Raw genomic sequence first — 19,641 nt, 5'->3', positions numbered from 1 at the left:
GATGGGTACAGCGATAGCACCTGTTAATGGATCTACTGGAATAGAATGGAGAAGGTTGGTGATGTTACTCATCGGTTTGTTTTTTAGTTGATGATGAAATTGATTAAACAGGGTTCTTGTGGGAGCTTATCAGAGAGGAGTGGGCATAAAAAAACTCACCGGGATAGCCAGGTGAGTTTGGAAGTATATTGAGTAATATCGATCAAATCTACTGACTTATCTTTCCCGGTTTTGATCCGGGATGGATGTAGCACCTTTCCTGTCTGGTGAAACAGGATGGTTGCTAAGGCTTCGCAGGGCCATTTCCCTCTGCCTTTCTTGATAAGGTATCTTAAAGAACTGGTGCAAAGATATGGTCGGAAATTTTAATTCACCAAATTAAAAGTCGAAAAAATTCCATTTCGCCTTCGGCAAAATGGAATTTTTTCAGCGCAGCATTGGCCTGCGGCCATCTTTGAGGTGAGCGGGCACATGAAAAAATATTTTATTTGCTTTACTAAACAGTGTTCAGTAAGTTTGCATCGTAAAGTAATTAATTATGGGGATTTCTGATCGTAAAGAAAGAGAAAAACAGGAAATGCGGAAGTTGATTATCAGCGCCGCCATGGATATGTTTATCAAAGACGGATATGAAAAAACCTCTATCCGCAACATCGCAGAAAAGATCGAATACTCGCCCGCTACCATTTACCTGTATTACAAGGATAAGGATGAATTATTTTACGAGATCCAGCGCGAAGCCTTCGATCACCTGCATGCTTATTTTGCGCTGCATGCCACTGCTGCTGACCCGATGGAACGCCTGCGCCAGTTACTGAAAGCATATATTGAATACGGCATTGCCAACCCGGACCTGTATGACCTCATGTTCATACTGCGATCACCCATGAAAGCTATGCAGGATGAAGACTTTTGGGATAATTGTAACGTGTCTTTCCAGTTCCTGATCGATACCATTGGAGCCGCCAAAGACTACATCCGTTTCTCAGATCCGGCACAGGCAGCGATGATCATATGGGGCTTAGGTCATGGTATCATCTCCCTCTCTATCCGGGGCCGGATGAAAGTGACAAGAATGGATGAAGGAGAACAGGCAGCCCTTGTCCAGTCTGCATTACAGGAGTTTATGCAAATTATTCAGAAATAAATTTGTCTGCGTCAACTATAATGTTGACGCAGACATACAATTCACCTTTTTTCACTGACACTCAACGTGTCTTTTTTTATACCACTCTACTAAACAGTGTTCATTATGTCAACACGCATTAAAAAAAGAATTTTGTTCATATTAGCTATACTGGGCGCATCTTTCCGCCTTTCTGCCCAGGATACGCTGATGGAGCATTACATCCGGGAAGCTTTTTCCCGCAACCAGGGCCTGCAGCAGCGCAACTTCCAGCTGGATAAGTCGCTGTACGCCCTGCAGGAAGCCAAATCACTCTTCTATCCCAGCGTAAGCCTGGTAGGTGATTACACCCGTGCAGATGGTGGCCGTACCATCGACATTCCCCTGGGAGATCTGCTGAACAACGTCTACTCGAGTCTCAACCAGCTCACGGGCAGTAACCAGTTTCCCCAGTTGAAAAATCAATCCGTACTCCTGAATCCTGACAACTTTTACGACGCCAAACTCCACACCACCCTCCCGCTCATCAACACCGAAATATGGTATGCAAATAAGATCCGCCGGGAAAACATCTCCCTGCAACAGGCATCCGTAAATGTGTACAAGCGTAAACTGGTAAAGGACCTCAAAACCGCTTACTACCAGTACTACCAAAGCTGCCGCGCCGTGGAAATATACAACGCTGCCATGCTGCTGGTAGACGAGAATATACGGGTGAATAAAAGCTTCATCGCAAATGGTGTGACCAATACCACTGCCCTCACCCGTTCACAGGCAGAGCAACAAAAGATTATTACCAATATCACCAGTGCCGGAAACCAACGCACCCTGGCAAAAGCCTATTTCAACTTCCTGCTCAACAAACCCCTGAACGATACTATTCTGCTGGACAGCACCACCTTTGCCACCGCTTCCCTCCTGCCTGTAGCCGATACCGGCACCATTACAAAGAGAGAAGAACTGCAACAGCTGGAACAACAAAAGAAAATTGCTTCGCTGCAATACAAGCAATTCAACTCCTACCTGGTACCGAAACTCAGCACCTTCCTGGATCTCGGCTCACAAGGGTTCAACTGGAATGTAGACAATAAAACCCGCTACTACCTGTGGGGGGTACACCTGCAGTGGGACATCTTCACCGCTGGCCAGCAAAAGCACAAAGCACAACAGGCTGCCATGGAAATAAAAACAGCCGATGCCGCTTATGCTGAAACATACAGTTCCCTGCAACTGGCACTGACCACGGCTTACAACAATTATCATACGGCTGTAGCCAATTACCAGAATGCGCAAACACAATTAGGACTTTCTGAGAAATATTACCGCGATCAGTTCAAAGTATACAAAGCCGGCCAGCTCCTTTATCTGGAACTGCTGGATGCACAAAACCAATTGACCAGCGCACGCCTGCAGGTAGCTGTTGCTTTTGCAGGAGTACAGACTTCTATGGCCGACATTGAATTGCAGGCCGCCGCTTACCAGTTATAATCACCTTATTAAACGCCGATATATGAAAACGATTCACGCCATCTTATTACTCCCTTTTCTCGCCGTCTTTGTTACCTCCTGTGGAGATAACAAAGCTGCTGAAAACAAAAACACAACCGAAGTTATTCCGGTGAAACTGCTGCCTTTGAATGGTCAAAGCGCAGGCACCGCCGCCATAGCCGTTTCCGGACAATTTACCACAGACGACGAAACCATGCTTTCTTTCAAAACCGGCGGTATCATTCAAAGCCTGCTTGTGAAAGAAGGCGATGCCATTAAGACCGGTCAGCTCTTAGCTACCCTCAACCTTACCGAGATCAATGCCCAGGTGACCCAGGCACAACTGGGTTTTGAAAAAGCACAACGTGACTACAACCGCGTGCTACATTTATACCAGGACAGCGTAGCCACCCTGGAACAACTGCAGAATGCAAAAACTGCCATGAGCATTGCAGAAGAACAATTTAAATCGGCCGAGTTCAATCGCAGTCATTCACAGATCCGCGCTACCTCCAACGGATATGTATTGCGCAAACTGGCCAATGAAGGTCAGCTGGTACAACCCGGCACTGCCATCTTCGAAACCAATGGTGCTGCTGCGGGCAACTGGCTGCTGCGGGTAGACCTGAGCAATAAACAATGGGCGGCGATCCAGCCACAGGACAAGGCGACCATCGAAATTGAATCGGTAGCAGGTAAAACTTTTGAAGGTACTGTAGTGCGTAAAACAGAAGGATTGAATCAGACCAGTGGTACATTCAGGGCAGACATTCGCCTGAATGGCACTAAGCCTGCAGCAATTGCCTATGGCATGTTTGGCAAAGCGATTATTCAGCCTGCGGCCACAGTTACGGCCACTGGTGCAGGTCCCTGGTCCATCCCCTACGAGGCGCTGATGGAAGGCGATGGCAGTACCGGTTATGTATTCGTGACCAACGATCGCAAAACTGCCAGGAAGATTACCGTGACCATCGGTGGTATGGAAAAAGACCAGGTGATCATTACCAAAGGCCTGGAAGCCGCTGGTGCTCTCATTATTTCAGGCAGTGCTTATCTCACTGATGGCAGCCCGATCAGTGTAAAATAAGTTTAATCGTTTCAATTATCTGCACATGAAAATTTCAACATACGCGGTAAAGAATTACCAGTTTACCCTGGTCATCTTTATCATGATTATTACACTGGGCATCACGACGATCTTCAATATGCCCCGTTCCGAAGACCCGGAAATGCATGCGCCTACCTATTCTGTAGTAGTGGTATACCCGGGCACCAGTCCAAAAGATATGGAAGACCTGGTGGTAGACCCGCTGGAAAAAGAACTCTATGCACAGGAGAATGTAAAAAGACTGCGAACTTCTATTGGCGATGGTCTGGCCGTGATCAGGGTAGAATATAAATATAGCAGCGATGTGAATGAAAAGTACCAGGAAGTACTGCGGGTGGTGAATGGCAAGCGTGGTGACCTGCCAGAAAATATACGCATTGACGTGATGCGGTTTCAACCCAGCGATGTGAATATCCTGCAACTGGGGCTCGTGTCTGAAAATGCGCCTATGGACAAACTGCAATACTATGCTGAGAAATTGCAGGATGAACTGGAACGGCTGAAAGAGCTGAAGAATGTAGAAATTCATGGGGTGCCTGACAGGCAGGTGCGGATTGAATTGCAGATGGAGAAGATTGCACAGATGGGAATTTCTGTGAATAGTGTGATTGGTAGTCTGCAGGGTGAGATGGCCAATATACCCGGTGGTAGTATTGATGCGGGCAACCGTACTTACAATATCAAGAGCAGTGGCAGCTATAAATCACTGGATGAGATCAGGAATACCGTGATCAATGTAAACAGCAATAAGAATATTTTTCTGCGGGATATTGCCAACGTATACTATGGCTTTAATGATGAAACCTATTCTACCCGCCTGAATGCACATCGCTGTGTCTTTATCGTGGCCGCGCAGAAGGAAGGTGAGAATATCAGCAAGACGAAGAAGGTGTACGGACCCGTAATTGAACAATTTAAGAAAACACTGCCTGCTAATATTGACCTGGTAGAGAACTTTGATCAGGCAGAGAATGTGAACAGGCGATTGAGCGGATTGGGTGAAGACTTTATCATTGCAATCCTGCTGGTAGCGGTGACCTTATTACCACTGGGTTTCAGGCCGGCACTGATTGTAATGATTTCTATTCCCCTGTCTTTATCTATCGGGATCATATTGCTGAATGTGTTTGGGTATAACCTGAACCAGCTAAGTATTGTAGGCCTGGTGGTAGCATTGGGATTGCTGGTAGATGACAGTATTGTAGTGGTGGAAAATATAGAGCGATGGATGCTGGAAGGACATAACCGGCTGGATGCAACATTGAAGGCAACCCAACAGATTGGATTGGCAGTGATAGGTTGTACGGCTGCATTGATTATTGCATTTATGCCACTGGTATTTATGCCTGAGGGGTCAGGGGATTTTATCAGGGGGTTGCCACTGGCGGTGATCTTTAGTGTGCTGGCATCTATGCTTGTATCACTGACAATCATCCCTTTTTTAAGCAGCAAATTATTGAAAACGCATAGCGGGCATCCGGATGGAAACATCTTTATGCGCGGCCTGAAACGCCTGATCCAGGGTAGTTACAGCAGGTTGCTGGATGGTGCACTGAAGCACCCCGTTATGACAGTAGTAGCGACTGTGATCATCTTTGGGGGTGCAATTTACCTGTTCGGGGTAATAGGATTTGGATTATTCCCTGCTTCAGAAAAGCCGCAGTTCCTCATTAATATTACGACACCGGCACAGTCGAACCTGCCCTATACAAGGAGCATTGCGCTGGAAGTAGAAAAAGTATTAAAGACAGAAAAGGATGTACAATACTTTGCTACAAATATAGGCAGGGGTAATCCGAGGGTGTATTATAATATCATCCAGGAAAATGAAAGGAGTGACTATGCGCAGATCTTTGTGCAGTTGAAACCGGAGACCTCGCCCGACAGGAAATTGATCCTGATTGATAAACTGCGTCAGCTGTGGACACCTTATCCGGGGGCGAAGGTAGAAGTGAAGAATTTTGAGCAGGGACCAGCCTTACCGGCGCCGGTAGAGATCCGGTTGTTTGGCGATAACCTGGATTCGCTGCGAACGCTGGCTGGCCGTGCAGAAGAGTTGCTGCGTAAAACACCGGGTACTATTTATGTAGACAACCCGGTGAAGTTGCTGAAAAGCGATATCAGGGTGGTGATCAATAAAGAGAAGGCACAACAGCTGGGCATTCCGAGTCTGAATATAGATCGTACGGTAAGACTGGCAGTAGCTGGTTTGAACCTGGGGCACTATGCAGATAATAATGATAATGATTACGACATTTTGCTGACGAGGAACAAGAGTGGCAGGCCCACGATGGATGTGTTCAATAGCCTGTACGTAAATACGAATGATGGGAAGGCGATTCCCCTGAGCCAGGTGGCGGATTTGAAAATGGAGAACTCTCCTATTAGTATCAGTCACCAGGAGAAGAGAAGAGTAGTGTCTGTAACGGCATTTGTAGATAAGGGGGTACTGGTGGATAAGGTGCTGAATGATGTGATAGCGAAGATGGATGCCATGCAGCTACCGAAAGGGTATTCTTATGAGATGGGTGGTGAGATAGAGTCAAGGAAGGATTCATTTGGTGATTTTACCAGTATTATTATCCTGACGGTGTTTATGTTTATAGCGGTGCTGATATTGGAGTTCAGAACGTTCAAGAGTACCCTTGTGGTATTGTCAGTGATACCGTTGGGGGTAGTTGGTGCGGCCGTTGCATTGTGGATGACGGGGAATTCCCTGTCTTTTGTGGCGATCATTGGTATGATTGCGCTGGCGGGGATTGAGGTGAAGAATACAATATTGTTGGTAGACTTTACGAACCAGCTGAGAGAGCAGGGTAAGTCGCTGGATGAGGCCATCCGGGAGGCGGGCGAGATCAGGTTCTTACCGATAGTGCTCACGTCGTTGACGGCGATTGGCGGGTTGATACCGATCGCGATCAGTACAAACCCGTTGATTGCGCCGCTGGCGATAGTGCTGATTGGCGGGTTAATTAGTTCGACACTGTTGTCGAGAGTGGTGACGCCGGTGGTGTATAAGTTAATGTACTGAGTCAGTGAGCCGGGGCAACTGCCAAAACAAACGGGATGTATCATAGTTTTGATACATCCCGTTTGTTTTTAGGCGCTGATAAATATGATTTGCATTCTATTCAGGGATGATGATGATCCTGTTTTCCTCTTTCGTTGCAGCTTAGTTTTAATGTGATTTTTTGAGCACATCATCAACCATAAAACTACAGCCATGAGAACAGTGAAAATGAAAATTCTGGCTCTATTATTTACAGTGGCATGTGTTGTACCAACTTTTGCACAACAACAGGATACTGTTAAAATTAATAAAGAAAAACCTAAAGAGAAATTCCCTCAATTCCAGTTCAGAGGCTTATTACAGGCCCGATATGTCACCTCGCTGACAGACCATATAGATATAGATGGTTTGCATCACTCTGATGATGAATACACAAGTAACGATTTTGATCTGAAACGTGTACGTCTGCAGGTACAGGTAAAACTGACCAAACGCACAGAGGTGGTTGTACTGGCTAACCTGGCCGACTTTAAATCAGACCCGAAATACAAGGTGCTGGAAAACGCCTACATGAAATACAGCTTTGGTCCCGGACTTAACCTGGTCTTTGGACAATTCAGGCCATGGTTTGGTATAGAGGAAACCTACCCGGTGGATGTGATCAAATCCCTGGACTATTCCAATCAATACTACGAGTTTGCAAAGAATGGCTGGACCAGTTTCCAGGAAGGGGCAGCTATTATGGGCGATGTTAAAATAGGGCAATTAGGCACACAGTATTCCATTGCTGTAGTCAACGGGAATGGCAGAAACCAGCCAAAGGATAAAGACAATGGGAAACAGCTGATGTCAAGGCTGGTATTTAACCTGTTTCCAAAGAACGGGGTAAAACTGGGTTTAAACGCCGGATATGGTAAGGTATTCAAGAAGGATGTGCATGCCCTGGGAATTGATTTAACAGGAAACATAAAGTTCAACGAAAAGTGGGGGCTTGATCTGCAGGCCGAAGCCAAACAGGGAGTTAATCATGTCATGTATTTTGCCCTTAAGGAAGCAGACCGGGCAAACCAATTAGGCGACTATATGATGCGGGCAGTTTATTTTCTGCCTAACCTGCGATATGATATCAATTATAAAAATCTTAGTTCAATCGAGTGTTCCGTTCGGTATGAGTATATGGATGTCAATTACAAACTGAACCCTGTTCCAAGACATAGCTTCACACCAATGATCAGTTTTGGCTTCCTGCAGAACTATGATGCCAGAATACAGCTGGGCCTGATAATGGAAAGATATAATAAGGAAACAGATAATACAACAGAACATAACAGCAATACGCTTATACTCCAATTGCAAAGCAGGTTCTAATATTATTAAAACAGTGCACCATGAAAGAAATTAATCTAAAGAATTCTATAATTACCCTGATAATCGGTATGATTATCTGGTATACACCCGCCCCTCAGGGAGTTAAACCTGAGGCATGGCATCTTTTCGCAATATTCATATCCACCATATTGGGTATTATATTAAAAGCTGCCCCGATGGGCACTATGTGTATGATCGCGCTGGGGCTCACTGCCGTTACGCAGGTGCTGGCTCCCGGTGAAGCCGGCAAATCCATTACGCTGGCCCTGAGGGGATTTGGTGATAAAGTGATCTGGCTGATCGGGATTTCCTTTTTTATAGCAAGAGGTTTTATCAAAACCGGGTTAGGTAATCGTATTGCATTCCTTTTTATCAAAGTTTTTGGTAAAAGTTCTCTTGGTCTGGCTTACGGACTGGGGTTAGCTGACCTTTGCCTGGCTCCTGCTATTCCCAGTAATACTGCCAGGGGCGGGGGTATCATCTACCCGATCATGAAATCTATGGCAATGAATTTTGGGTCATTGCCTGATAAACCCGAAACACACAGAAAATTGGGTTCGTTCCTGACACTGAACAGTTATTACATGAACCTTATCGCTTCTTCCATGTTTCTTACCGGCACTGCCAGTAATCCCATGTGTCAGAAGTTTGCGGCTAATTTAGGTATCAATATTTCCTGGATGTCCTGGGCGGTTGCGGGCTTTGTTCCTGGCATAGTCGCTTTCATCGCGGTGCCTTTGGTGCTATATAAATTATACCCGCCGGAACTGAAAAGAACACAGGACGCACCTGCCATGGCCAGGGAGAAGTTGAAAGAGATGGGGCCTGTGACTAAAAATGAATGGTTGATGCTGGTTGCTTTTTTTGTACTGCTGACTTTGTGGATTACCGGCGACATGTTCAAAATAGATGCTACCACTACGGCCTTTATTGGACTTTCACTGCTCTTGCTCACATCTGTACTTACCTGGGAAGATATCAAGGGTGAAAAAGGCGCGTGGGACACCATTGTATGGTTTGCAGTTTTAGTAATGATGGCAAGCTCACTGAACGACTTAGGATTTATCGGATGGTTTAGTGAGTTAGTCAAAACCCAGATTGGTAATCTATCCTGGAGTATAGCATTCCCGGTGATCATTGCGGTTTATTTTTTCAGCCACTATATTTTCGCCAGCGCTACCGCACATGTGGCAGCCATGTATGCCGCACTGTTAACTGTGGGTATTTCCGTAGGCATCCCACCCATGTTGCTGGCAATGATGCTGGGCTTTTTGGGTTCTATATATGGGGTACTCACTCATTATGGACACGGACCAGCGCCGGTCTTTTTCGGTAGCGGTTATGTGGACCTTAAATCCTGGTGGCTGCGCGGCCTGGAAATCGGGTTGGTTTTACTAGTCATCTATATGGCCGTTGGCGGCGGATGGATGAAGCTGATTGGTTATTATTGATAGCGGTCAGTCCGGATTAAGTCATAAATAGACAGATTATGAATACTGTAACAAGGAAGGTCATCATGTGCCTGACCGGGCTATTTCTTTGCTTTTTCCTGGTCATCCACTTTTTGGGGAATTTGCAGCTCTTTTTACCACCGGAAGAAGCACAGCATAACTTTAATGCGTACTCGCATTTTCTGTCGGGCAACATATTCATTAAAATCGTTTCCTACGGACTTTACGGCTGTATCATTGCACATGCCGTGGATGCATTGTTCATCACATTTCAAAACAGAAGATCAGGGGGCGCATACAAGACAGACAGACGTGGCAGGGCGAGCAAATGGTATAGCCGGAACATGGGGATACTGGGTTTTGTGATCCTGCTTTTCCTGGTACTGCACTTTCAAAACTTCTGGTACCATTACAAGTTCGGCGCACTGCAGCTGGACAAAGACGGTAATAAAGATCTATACACACTGGTCATTACAGCATTTCAACAATGGTGGATAGTGATAATATACGTGGTGTCGATGGTTGCATTGTTTTATCACCTGGCGCATGGAGTGCACAGTGCCGTACGTACGCTGGGCATCTATCATCCCAGGTATGTAAAATGGTTACAGCAGGCAGGTATCGCGTATGCAATAGTGATTTGCGGAGGATTTGCACTAATGCCCCTGTACATTTATTTCACCCATTAAATGCGCTATGCTATGAGATTGGATGCTAAAATACCGGAAGGCCCGTTGCAGGATAAGTGGTCAGTGTATAAGAGAACAGCCAAACTTGTAAACCCGGCGAACCGGAAGAAACTGCAAGTTATCGTAATCGGTACAGGGCTTGCCGGAAGCTCCCTGGCTGCTTCCCTGGGAGAGATGGGATATAACGTTTCATCATTCTGTTTCCAGGATACGCCCAGAAGAGCCCATTCAGTGGCCGCCCAGGGAGGTGTGAATGCTGCAAAGAACTATAAAAATGATGGAGATAGTATTTACAGAATGTTTGCAGATACCCTGAAAGGTGGCGATTTCAGATCCAGGGAAGCCAACGTATACCGGATGGCAGAGTGTTCTGTGAACCTCATTGATCAGGCTGTGGCCCAGGGTGTGCCCTTTGGCAGGGAATACGGTGGCTATCTCAATAACCGGTCTTTTGGAGGAGTACAGGTGAGCCGGACATTCTATTCGAGAGGACAAACGGGACAACAGCTCCTGCTGGGCGCTTATCAGGCATTGATGCGGCAGGTAGGTAAAGGAACCGTGAAACTTTTTGCAAGGCATGAAATGCTGGATGTGGTGCTGATAGATGGGAAAGCCAGGGGAGTCATTGTCCGCAACCTGGATACGGGAGAGATTGAGCGGCATGCCGCCCATGCAGTAGTATTAGCTACGGGCGGTTATGGAAAGATTTATTTCCTGTCCACGCTCGCCATGGGCTGCAATGGTTCGGCTATCTGGAGAGCGCACAAAAAAGGAGCGCTGATGGCATGCCCAAGCTGGATACAAATTCATCCTACCTCACTGCCGCAATCAGGCGACTATCAATCCAAACTGACATTAATGTCGGAATCTTTACGTAATGATGGACGCATCTGGGTACCGCAGCACGCGAACGATCCACGAAAGCCCAATGATATTCCGGAAGAAGAAAGGGATTATTACCTGGAAAGAAGATATCCTGCTTTTGGTAACCTGGCGCCGCGGGATATCTCTTCACGTGCTGCAAAAGAACGGATAGATGCAGGTTTTGGCATAGGGCCTTTGAAAAATGCCGTGTACCTGGATTTTGCCAGGTCCATCCGGGAACAGGGACAGGAAAAGATCCGTGAAAAATACGGTAATCTCTTTGAGATGTACCTTAAAATAACGGGATATGATGCCTATAAAGAACCGATGATGATTTCTCCATCCGCTCACTTTTCAATGGGCGGACTTTGGGTAGATTATGAGTTGATGACTACAATACCTGGACTTTTTGCCCTGGGGGAAGCAAATTTTGCGGATCATGGGGCCAATAGATTAGGGGCTAATTCCCTTTTACAGGCTTCGGTAGACGGTTACTTCATTGCACCTTACACAATAGCCAATTACCTGGCTGATGAAGTCAAAACGGGGAAGATCAGTACGCAACACCCTGCCTTCCAGGAGGCGGAAGACCAGGTAAGCAATCAAATCCGGCAATTGATCGGCATCAAAGGGAATCGTACAGTAGATGATTATCACAGGAGCCTGGGTAAGATATTATACGATTACTGCGGTCTGGCACGTACAGAGCAGGGACTTAAACTGGCCATTGAACAGATTGGCGCATTAAGGCAGGATTTTTATAAGCACGTGAGCGTGCCGGGTAACGGGGACCAGATGAACAGCGAGCTGGAAAAAGCCGGGCGTGTGGCAGATTACCTGGAACTGGGAGAACTGATGTGTTATGATGCCCTTACCCGCAACGAATCATGTGGGGCACATTTCAGGGAAGAATACCAGACAGCCGATGGGGAAGCCATGCGCAATGATGCAGCATTCCAGTTTATCTCAGCCTGGGAATGGAATGGAAAAAATACCACCCCCATCCTGCACAAAGAGCCTTTGATTTTTGAAACCATTAAACCAACTGTACGCAGTTACAAATAAACAAAGATGAAACTACATCTTAAGATATGGAGGCAAAAAGACGCTGATTCCGAAGGGAAATTAGTTGACTATACCGTAGACAATATCAATCCTCATATGTCCTTCCTGGAAATGTTGGACCATCTGAATGAAACGTTGATCCTGACAGGCGGAGAACCCGTGGAGTTTGATCATGATTGCCGTGAAGGCATCTGCGGGCAATGCGGTGTGATGATCAACGGCATTGCGCACGGCCCATTGAAAAATACCACCACCTGCCAGTTGCATATGCGTGAGTTTAAAGACGGGGAAAATATTCTTATTGAACCTTTTCGTGCTGAGGCGTTCCCCGTAAAAAAGGACCTGAGAGTAGACAGAAGTGCTTTTGATCGTATTATATCTTCCGGCGGATTTGTTTCGGTTAATACCGGGCAGGCACCGGAGGCTAATACAACACGGGTGACTCATAGGGTCACTGAAGCTGCCTTTGACGCTGCAGTCTGCATTGGTTGCGGCGCCTGTGTAGCAACATGTAAGAACGGAAGTGCCGTGCTTTTTACGGCTGCCAAGATCGCACAGTTATCAATCCTGCCGCAGGGGCAGGAAGAACGTGTTACGCGGGTAGTCAATATGATACAACAGATGGATGAGGAAGGTTTCGGGCATTGTTCGAATACAGAAGCCTGCCAGGTTGAATGTCCACAAGGTATTTCAGTGTTTCATATTGCACGTATGAATTATGAATACCACAGGGCCAGGTTATTGAAAAAATAGATTGGCCATTTTAGGTACCGGCGCAAGCCGGTACCTTTTATCTTTATTTAACGGTATTTAACCAGCTGCTTGCCATCAGCTCTGCGCCGGCCAGGCTGGGATGCACACCATCTCCTGTCCAGTAGCTTCCGGGCGCAGATTGCTGTGCCTTATCAAATATATCCTGGTAAGGAATAAAGATCGCATTGTACTTTCCTGCTATCTCCTTTGCAGCGGCACGATAATCATTGAAAGCCGGGAACCATTTATCATCTACTGCCTTTATATGGTTCACTGCGAAAGGCTCTCCAATAATCAGCTGTACATTTGGTAATTTTTGTTTAGTACGGTCCAGGAGGGCAGTAAAGTCATCCTTATAGGTTTTAATGGTACCGGTGTAATTGCTGGTGAGGGTGTGCCAGTAGTCGTTCACACCAATGAGGATGCTGAGTACATCTGGCTGGAGGTTGAGGCAGTCATTATCCCAGCGTTCTGCCAGTTGGTATACTTTATTTCCGCTGATGCCCCTGTTATAGATTTTCAGGTTGCGGTCAGGGAATTGTTTTAATAAAGCAGCGGCGGCGAGGAAAGCGTACCCGGTGCCGAGTGCGCCCCCATGATTGGCTTCGTCATGATCTCTTTTACGGCCGGCATCGGTAATAGAATCTCCCTGGAACAGAATGACAGCGTCCTTTTTCAGGGTGATTTTTTTAGCGCTTTCACTATGTGAGTGGGCGAATGAGATTTCAGGAAGGGCAGCGGCCGCCAGGGTTCCAAGCGATAGGTTGCGGAGAAACCGTCTCCGGGCGGAGTGAGTAGTGGATTGTTCCATGGAATTTTTTAAGTTAATAGTATATACATTGCAGTTAGAAGGGTCTGAAGACCTGCGGAATAAAACTAAGGAATTATTTAAATAAAAGAAAGTGGCTGGGAGGAATGGTAAGCCGGGGTAGCCTGCGGGGTGCTGCCGGGAGGAGAAAACGACTGGGAGGAATGGCGGGTCGGGGCAGCCTGCGGGAGGAGTAAAAATGCCTGTGGCTACTGCCTGAAAAAGATAATGCCGCCCAGGATTAGGCGGCAATTTAGTTATCTATCCTATGAAAACCTGTGTATTAATAAGATACCTGGCGCTGTTATATATAATTCACCGCGAAGGCTACACAGTTCCTATGCAGAGCCGGGTATAGAGGGAAACAGGGCACTGGGCTCTCAGTTCCCAAATCTGTCGCAGTTGCCTTGGTACCAAATACGCATACCAAGGCTTAGCGAGAGTTTGGCTTTATTATGGATATGGCTCTCCACTAATAATGCGTGTTATATTCTTTCCCTTGCACTTGTATATCATTTCAAAAATTAATTCAATGTAATCAGGCATAAATTTTATACCTTATTGATATTAATTTTTACACTGAATATAACTAATTTTAAATGCGTTATGCGTTTACTGATGTAAAGATGGACAATTGTTGGCGTCACAACTATATTTATTGGCACGCTTTTTTATAAAATGAGTAAGGACACACATATTCCTAGGTGCTAACACTTATTTTAAGCACCGACCACAGCTGAACACGCAAAAGGGGGCGTTATTTGACGCATATTTACGTGCAGGTCAGCAGTTGGAACCCACACCTATCTTCTTGAAAAACCACACAGGGAAAAAGACATTATTATTACTAAAAAAAAATGAGTATGGTCATTAGTACATTACCTGCAACTTTGGAGAAAGGAACCAACTATCATTCATCGCTTTCACCAATCAGAGGGGAAAAATTTGTTCAATTTAAAAGTGGCACTTACCAGTTCCAATAAACCACGTCAGCAGGATATATGCGTTCAATATGAGAACTAGCGAACTAACAGGCCTAATGCAGGAAATACTGGCCTAACGAGAACGTATAAACCGGCTCAAACTAAATTGAATGAAAGCACCGATTTATAAAATTTTACTTTTAGAGGAAGACACTGCTTTAATCCGTAAAATCCAGCAGCTGCTAACCCTACATGACTATGATCTGATTACCAGTACTACCCCGGAAGAAGGTATGTATATGAGCCGTCAGTTTAAACCAGACCTCATTGTATGTGGCGTGAAACTGAGAGGTGGCAGTGGTTACCACTTCCTCATGGAACTGCGAAACGACCCTACACTGCAGCATCTGCCCTTTATCCTGATCGGTGGCAAAGAAGGTAAGGAAGACATGCGTATGGGTATGAATCTTGGTGCAGATGATTTTCTGACCAAGCCTTTTAAGAGCAAGGAACTGCTCATGAGCATCAAATCGAGGATCACAAGGTTTACGGTTTTCAACCTGCAGCAGCGGGAGAAGAAGCATACCACGATTGTGTCTATGCCTGTAGTTGCCCCGGAGATACACAGCAAACTGAGCAAAACTGAACTACGCATCATGCAGATGATTGCGGAAGGATTGAGCACTAAAGAAATTGCACAGGCACTTAACATCAGTATTAAGACGGTTGAGAACCATAGGCACAACATTTCCAAGAAGCTGAACCTGACAGGGCATAATTCACTGATCAAGTATGCCATCCGGAATTTGCAGCAGCAATATCGGATACTGAGTTAGTTTTTGTTTTAACCGAATCTATAATTGTCTGGCTAACAGTTATTTTTTCAGCTTCAGGTGCAACACGTCTTTGTCGTAGTAATGATCTACATCTCCAATGATCTGTAGTGTTTCGAGGAAGTAATCAAGGGTCTGTAGTTTTTCCAGTCCACCGGTAAATTTTTTCGCAGCGAGGGAAGGGTCGTCGAATACCACTTTTACCCCGTACCAGCGTTCTATAACAGCAGCGATGTGTTCCAGGGAGGTGTTGTGGAAAACATAGAGTCCACGCATCCATGCCAGTACTTCGTCAGCGTCAAAGTTGTCTACGCTGTATTTGTTATTGGTATTGTATGCTACCTGCTGGCCGGGTTTGAGGGTTACTTCCTCGTTGCCGGATTTAGTCAGCACCTTCCCGGTTACGAGGGAGGTAGTGGTTACGTCTTTGTTGTACGCATTGACATTGAAGGTGGTACCGAGCACGGTAATATCTGTGTGGGCGGTGTGTACAATAAAAGGTTGACCGTCTTTCTTTGTTACATTGAAGTAGCCTTCGCCTTCCAGGTATACTTCCCTTTTATCGCCGTTGAAGGCAAAGGGAAAGCGGAGTTTGGAGGTAGCATTGAGCCAAACTTCCGTACCGTCTGAGAGGGCGAGTTTATAATCCATTTTAGGGGGAACGGTGAGTGTATTGAATCCTTCTCCCATTTTCCCATTGGCTGTATATTGTAGTTGTTTGGCGCCGGCACTCAGCTGTACGTCACCGGCAGTGATTTGCTGGCGGGCCTGGTTGTATGGCAGGGCCACGGTGGAACCATTTGCCAGTTGTAATTGCAAACCGGGAACGGTGCCCACCGTGTTCGTGCCTGCTGCCAGCAGTGGAGTGGGATCTTTTTGCCAGATACCGGAACGCCACACGGCGCTGATAGCCAGGGCTACGAGGGCGGTGATGGCAGCGGCCATCAGGAGGGTACGGTTTGGGTGTACGCTCCGGGATGGTATGGTGAGTTGGTTTTTGACTTTTTTCCAGGCAGCGTTTTCATCGATTTGCTGCCAGAAGGCTTCTTCACCGGGGGTGATATAGCTTTGTTTCAGGGCACGCCACATGAGGGCGATCTCTTCATGGCTGTCGATGAGACCTGCGATCCAGGCGTCGTCTGTTTCGCTGATGGTACCGTTTCGTTTTTCCAACAAGAGCTGGTAAATATGCTCGTGATTCTCGATCATCATAAGAAATCCTTGTTAAATAAGACGGTTGGCTTCCACACGTGAAATGTTTCTGCAATCTATTGCATCGAAGCTACGGACATCTGGTTGATAATTAAGTTAATTACCGGTTAATAATTTGAGATAACAAGTTGTTTTTCTTACGCTTATTGGTGTTTTTTACTAAAATGAGTAGTAGAGAGGGGTGAAAGTCTGGCCTTCGGCCAGCATGTCACCAAACAAAAAAGCCGCTTCTGCCGAAGGCGAAAGCAGCTTTTTTGCCAATTATTTAAGCTTTAATACTTAGAATCCGGACGATTCTCCACCGCCTTTCCAAAATCATAATTAGGCTTAGGCCCCATTTTAATTTTCAACACCCCACCTTTCACCATATCTGCATGCCGGATATAACTATTCTTATAAGGCTTACCATTCAGCGTAGCACTCTGTATATAAATATTATCCCCACTATTGTTCGTCGTCTCCACCGTAAAGGTTTTACCACCCGCTAATTTCAGCACCGCTTTATCAAACAGCGGACTCCCCAGCACATAAATACCTTTCGCCGGATTTACAGGATAAAAGCCTAATGAAGACATCACATACCAGGACGACATCGCGCCACAATCCTCATTACCAGCCAGCCCTTCAGGCGTAGTAGTATAGAATTGCTTTACCACCTGTCTTACCTTCTCCGCCGTCTTCCACTGCTTACCCGCATAAGTATACAGGTAAGTGACATGATGGCTCGGTTCATTCCCATGCGCATACATCCCGATCAGGCCAGAAATATCGCTGCTCGCCTTCTCCCCCATATCTCCTTTCGCTGTAAACAGGCTATCCAGTTTATTGGTAAATGGCTCATCGCCACCTAACAGGGCAATCAATCCCTCCGGATCCTGCGGCACTAACCAGGTATACTGCCATGCATTCCCCTCTGTAAAATCACCAAATTCGTGGATAGAATTGAAAGGATCAAATGGAGACTTCCAGCTACCATCATCCATTCTGGGACGTACAAAACGTACAGCCGGATCAAAGTAGTTCTTATAAAATTCTGCTCTCTTAGAGAAATATTCAAAATCTTCTGTACGGCCCAGTTTCTTTGCCATGGCTGCAATACACCAGTCGTCAATTGCATACTCCATCGCCTTGGACACGGATTCTTTTTCATGCTCAGAAGAAATATATCCCTTCGCTTTGATATCCTTCATACCATAATCATCCCTCGTGGCAGAAGCCTTCATGGCCTCAAAAGCAGCATTCGGATCAAACCCGGTATAGCCCTTCAGGTATGCATCTGCAATGAAAGGCACTGCATGGTAACCCACCATACAATCCGTTTCATTTCCCATCAGCGGCCAGATAGGCAACTTGCCCTGCTGCCTGTAAATAGCCAGCATGGAATTGACAAACCCACTCACCCGATCAGGTTGCAACAGGGTATACATCGGCATATCTGACCGATAAATATCCCAGAGAGAAAACACGGAGGAGTTATTAAAACCAGGGTTGGCATATTCCTTCTTATCTGTGCCCCGGTACGCACCATTGTGGTCATTGAACAATGACGGCGCGATCATAGTATGATACAATGAAGTATAGAAAATGGTTTTTGCCGAATCATTCCTGGTAGTCAGGTTCACCTTAGACAACTCTGTATTCCATTTTTCAGTCGCCACTTTGTTCACCGCTGCAAAATCCCATCCCGGAATTTCTGCATTGATATTTGCCAGTGCATTCTCACTGCTTACAGGAGAAATGCCCACCTTCAGCAATACAGTAGCGGGGGCTTTATCAAAGGAAATTACCCCTTTTACTTCTTTGCCCCTGGCAGCAGTTCCTGTTTGCAGAGTTTCGCCATCGTAAACAGCAAAGTTCTTTAGCGGTACATTACTTTTGATAGCAAACCACAGGCGCTGGTCTACCGCCCAGCCTTTGGAATAGCGATAGCCCTCCAGGGTATAATCATCCTTTTTCGTGATGTACGTTTCTACAGGGGCATCCCAACCGATACCCTCTTTGAGGTCTACGATAATATGACCTTCCGCGTTCTGCGGGAAAGTATACTTATGGAAACCAACTCTTTCCGAAGCAGTCAGTTCCACCTTGATCTTATAATCTTCCAGGGTCACGGCATAATAACCTGGTTTTGCCGTTTCGTGGGCATGGGTGTAATGCGAGCCATAACCGCTGGTCGGATCATCCTGTGTACCGCGGTTCGTACGTACCTTGCCGGTATAGGGCATAATCAATACGTCTCCCAGGTCACCGATGCCGGTACCACTCAGGTGTGTCTGCGAAAAACCAATGACAACGCTGTCAGAATAATGATAACCAGAGCACCAGTCCCAACCTTTAACGATATTGTTAGGCCCCACCTGAACCGCACCAAAAGGTACGTTGGCGCCTACAAATACGTGGCCGTGACCACCCGATCCGATGTATGGATCTACATAATCTACTGGTTTGTAAACCTTAGTGCCTGTAACAACTGTCTTTTTTGATTGACCGTTTAATTGGATGCCGGAAGCGAGTAATGCCGCTGCCAGCACCGGGTAATGCATGAGTCCCAATTTCATATCTTGAAATCCTTTAGAACTCCCAATATACGTTGTCGGCCGCAGAAAGTAAAGTTCCGCGAAAATGACATCAGTCAGGGTTAATTTGTTACAAATAAATGCCTGAAACGTTTGATATTCAGTGATTCTGTTAGGGCTACTTATTATTTCCGATAATTTAATATTCCTCTAAAATCCTTGACCAGTAAGAAATGCGGTCCCTGATTCCAGCCATTTTTGCATATTCTGATGGCATAAGCATGCAAAAAAGACACTTTCTCCGAAATTTCTAAAATATTAATACTATCTTTACTATATTTAAGTTATTATATATCGTTGCCGATGCCGACCACCCAGAAGTGCACCTGGCCCTCCATCGAGCGGTACATCCAGCCGGTCTCGCAAC

The 19,641-nt window shown here is 46.0% G+C and carries 13 protein-coding genes and 1 riboswitch; of the genes, 10 read left to right on the top strand and 3 right to left on the bottom strand.

Annotation, left to right across the window (positions count from 1 at the left end; genetic code table 11):
• Nucleotides 1-213 precede the first annotated feature (213 nt).
• Nucleotides 214-328: riboswitch (SAM riboswitch) on the bottom strand.
• A 210-nt stretch (nucleotides 329-538) separates the two neighbouring features.
• The 9 genes from ABDW16_RS29765 (at nucleotide 539) to ABDW16_RS29725 (ending at nucleotide 12,922) form a co-directional block, all read left to right on the top strand.
• Nucleotides 539-1,147: a TetR/AcrR family transcriptional regulator gene (locus tag ABDW16_RS29765; protein WP_343674946.1), complete on the top strand. Its 609-nt coding sequence runs from the start codon at nucleotides 539-541 to the stop codon at nucleotides 1,145-1,147.
• Between the two features lie 105 nt (nucleotides 1,148-1,252).
• Entirely contained in the window at nucleotides 1,253-2,614 is a 1,362-nt protein-coding gene (locus ABDW16_RS29760) for a TolC family protein (RefSeq protein WP_343674944.1), read from the top strand.
• Nucleotides 2,615-2,636: 22 nt separating this feature from the next.
• The gene (locus ABDW16_RS29755) at nucleotides 2,637-3,701 is read left to right on the top strand and encodes an efflux RND transporter periplasmic adaptor subunit (RefSeq protein WP_343674943.1); all 1,065 of its coding nucleotides are present in this window, start codon (nucleotides 2,637-2,639) and stop codon (nucleotides 3,699-3,701) included.
• A 25-nt stretch (nucleotides 3,702-3,726) separates the two neighbouring features.
• Complete coding sequence (locus ABDW16_RS29750) at nucleotides 3,727-6,753, top strand: efflux RND transporter permease subunit (protein WP_343674941.1); 3,027 nt, start codon at nucleotides 3,727-3,729, stop codon at nucleotides 6,751-6,753.
• A gap of 192 nt (nucleotides 6,754-6,945) precedes the next feature.
• The gene (locus tag ABDW16_RS29745; RefSeq protein WP_343674939.1) at nucleotides 6,946-8,100 is read left to right on the top strand and encodes a porin; all 1,155 of its coding nucleotides are present in this window, start codon (nucleotides 6,946-6,948) and stop codon (nucleotides 8,098-8,100) included.
• Between the two features lie 20 nt (nucleotides 8,101-8,120).
• Nucleotides 8,121-9,551 (top strand): anion permease, encoded by a 1,431-nt coding sequence (locus ABDW16_RS29740; protein ID WP_343674937.1) that lies wholly within the window; start codon nucleotides 8,121-8,123, stop codon nucleotides 9,549-9,551.
• Nucleotides 9,552-9,589: 38 nt separating this feature from the next.
• Nucleotides 9,590-10,240 (top strand): succinate dehydrogenase cytochrome b subunit, encoded by a 651-nt coding sequence (locus ABDW16_RS29735; RefSeq protein ID WP_343674935.1) that lies wholly within the window; start codon nucleotides 9,590-9,592, stop codon nucleotides 10,238-10,240.
• A gap of 12 nt (nucleotides 10,241-10,252) precedes the next feature.
• Complete coding sequence (locus tag ABDW16_RS29730) at nucleotides 10,253-12,169, top strand: fumarate reductase/succinate dehydrogenase flavoprotein subunit (RefSeq protein WP_343674933.1); 1,917 nt, start codon at nucleotides 10,253-10,255, stop codon at nucleotides 12,167-12,169.
• A gap of 6 nt (nucleotides 12,170-12,175) precedes the next feature.
• Nucleotides 12,176-12,922, top strand: coding sequence for a succinate dehydrogenase/fumarate reductase iron-sulfur subunit (locus ABDW16_RS29725; protein ID WP_343674931.1), 747 nt, complete (start codon nucleotides 12,176-12,178; stop codon nucleotides 12,920-12,922).
• 43 nt (nucleotides 12,923-12,965) lie between these two features.
• On the opposite strand, the gene ABDW16_RS29720 is transcribed toward ABDW16_RS29725, so the two are convergent.
• Nucleotides 12,966-13,733, bottom strand: coding sequence for an SGNH/GDSL hydrolase family protein (locus ABDW16_RS29720; RefSeq protein ID WP_343674929.1), 768 nt, complete (start codon nucleotides 13,731-13,733; stop codon nucleotides 12,966-12,968).
• A gap of 1,090 nt (nucleotides 13,734-14,823) precedes the next feature.
• Between ABDW16_RS29720 and ABDW16_RS29715 the strand changes: the two genes are divergently transcribed.
• Complete coding sequence (locus tag ABDW16_RS29715) at nucleotides 14,824-15,489, top strand: response regulator transcription factor (protein ID WP_343674927.1); 666 nt, start codon at nucleotides 14,824-14,826, stop codon at nucleotides 15,487-15,489.
• A 39-nt stretch (nucleotides 15,490-15,528) separates the two neighbouring features.
• Here the strand turns inward: ABDW16_RS29715 and ABDW16_RS29710 are convergent, their stop codons facing one another.
• The gene (locus ABDW16_RS29710) at nucleotides 15,529-16,698 is read right to left on the bottom strand and encodes a FecR domain-containing protein (protein WP_343674925.1); all 1,170 of its coding nucleotides are present in this window, start codon (nucleotides 16,696-16,698) and stop codon (nucleotides 15,529-15,531) included.
• Between the two features lie 272 nt (nucleotides 16,699-16,970).
• On the bottom strand, nucleotides 16,971-19,256 hold the full coding sequence (locus ABDW16_RS29705; RefSeq protein WP_343674923.1) for a GH92 family glycosyl hydrolase: 2,286 nt from the start codon (nucleotides 19,254-19,256) through the stop codon (nucleotides 16,971-16,973).
• Between the last annotated feature and the right edge of the window lie 385 nt (nucleotides 19,257-19,641).

This window comes from Chitinophaga sp. (genome assembly GCF_039596135.1).
In the GTDB taxonomy this organism is placed as follows: domain Bacteria; phylum Bacteroidota; class Bacteroidia; order Chitinophagales; family Chitinophagaceae; genus Chitinophaga.
The sequence above is the reverse complement of the archived record's forward strand: the minus strand, read 5'-3'. Positions and strand labels throughout refer to the sequence as shown.

Excerpts from the sequence above, each read along its gene's own strand:
- ABDW16_RS29765 (WP_343674946.1), top strand. The coding sequence starts at position 539 with ATGGGGATTTCTGATCGTAAAGAAAGAGAAAAACAGGAAATGCGGAAG.
- ABDW16_RS29760 (WP_343674944.1), top strand. The coding sequence starts at position 1,253 with ATGTCAACACGCATTAAAAAAAGAATTTTGTTCATATTAGCTATACTG.
- ABDW16_RS29755 (WP_343674943.1), top strand. The coding sequence starts at position 2,637 with ATGAAAACGATTCACGCCATCTTATTACTCCCTTTTCTCGCCGTCTTT.
- ABDW16_RS29750 (WP_343674941.1), top strand. The coding sequence starts at position 3,727 with ATGAAAATTTCAACATACGCGGTAAAGAATTACCAGTTTACCCTGGTC.
- ABDW16_RS29745 (WP_343674939.1), top strand. The coding sequence starts at position 6,946 with ATGAGAACAGTGAAAATGAAAATTCTGGCTCTATTATTTACAGTGGCA.
- ABDW16_RS29740 (WP_343674937.1), top strand. The coding sequence starts at position 8,121 with ATGAAAGAAATTAATCTAAAGAATTCTATAATTACCCTGATAATCGGT.
- ABDW16_RS29735 (WP_343674935.1), top strand. The coding sequence starts at position 9,590 with ATGAATACTGTAACAAGGAAGGTCATCATGTGCCTGACCGGGCTATTT.
- ABDW16_RS29730 (WP_343674933.1), top strand. The coding sequence starts at position 10,253 with ATGAGATTGGATGCTAAAATACCGGAAGGCCCGTTGCAGGATAAGTGG.
- ABDW16_RS29725 (WP_343674931.1), top strand. The coding sequence starts at position 12,176 with ATGAAACTACATCTTAAGATATGGAGGCAAAAAGACGCTGATTCCGAA.
- ABDW16_RS29720 (WP_343674929.1), bottom strand. The coding sequence starts at position 13,733 with ATGGAACAATCCACTACTCACTCCGCCCGGAGACGGTTTCTCCGCAAC.
- ABDW16_RS29715 (WP_343674927.1), top strand. The coding sequence starts at position 14,824 with ATGAAAGCACCGATTTATAAAATTTTACTTTTAGAGGAAGACACTGCT.
- ABDW16_RS29710 (WP_343674925.1), bottom strand. The coding sequence starts at position 16,698 with ATGATGATCGAGAATCACGAGCATATTTACCAGCTCTTGTTGGAAAAA.
- ABDW16_RS29705 (WP_343674923.1), bottom strand. The coding sequence starts at position 19,256 with ATGAAATTGGGACTCATGCATTACCCGGTGCTGGCAGCGGCATTACTC.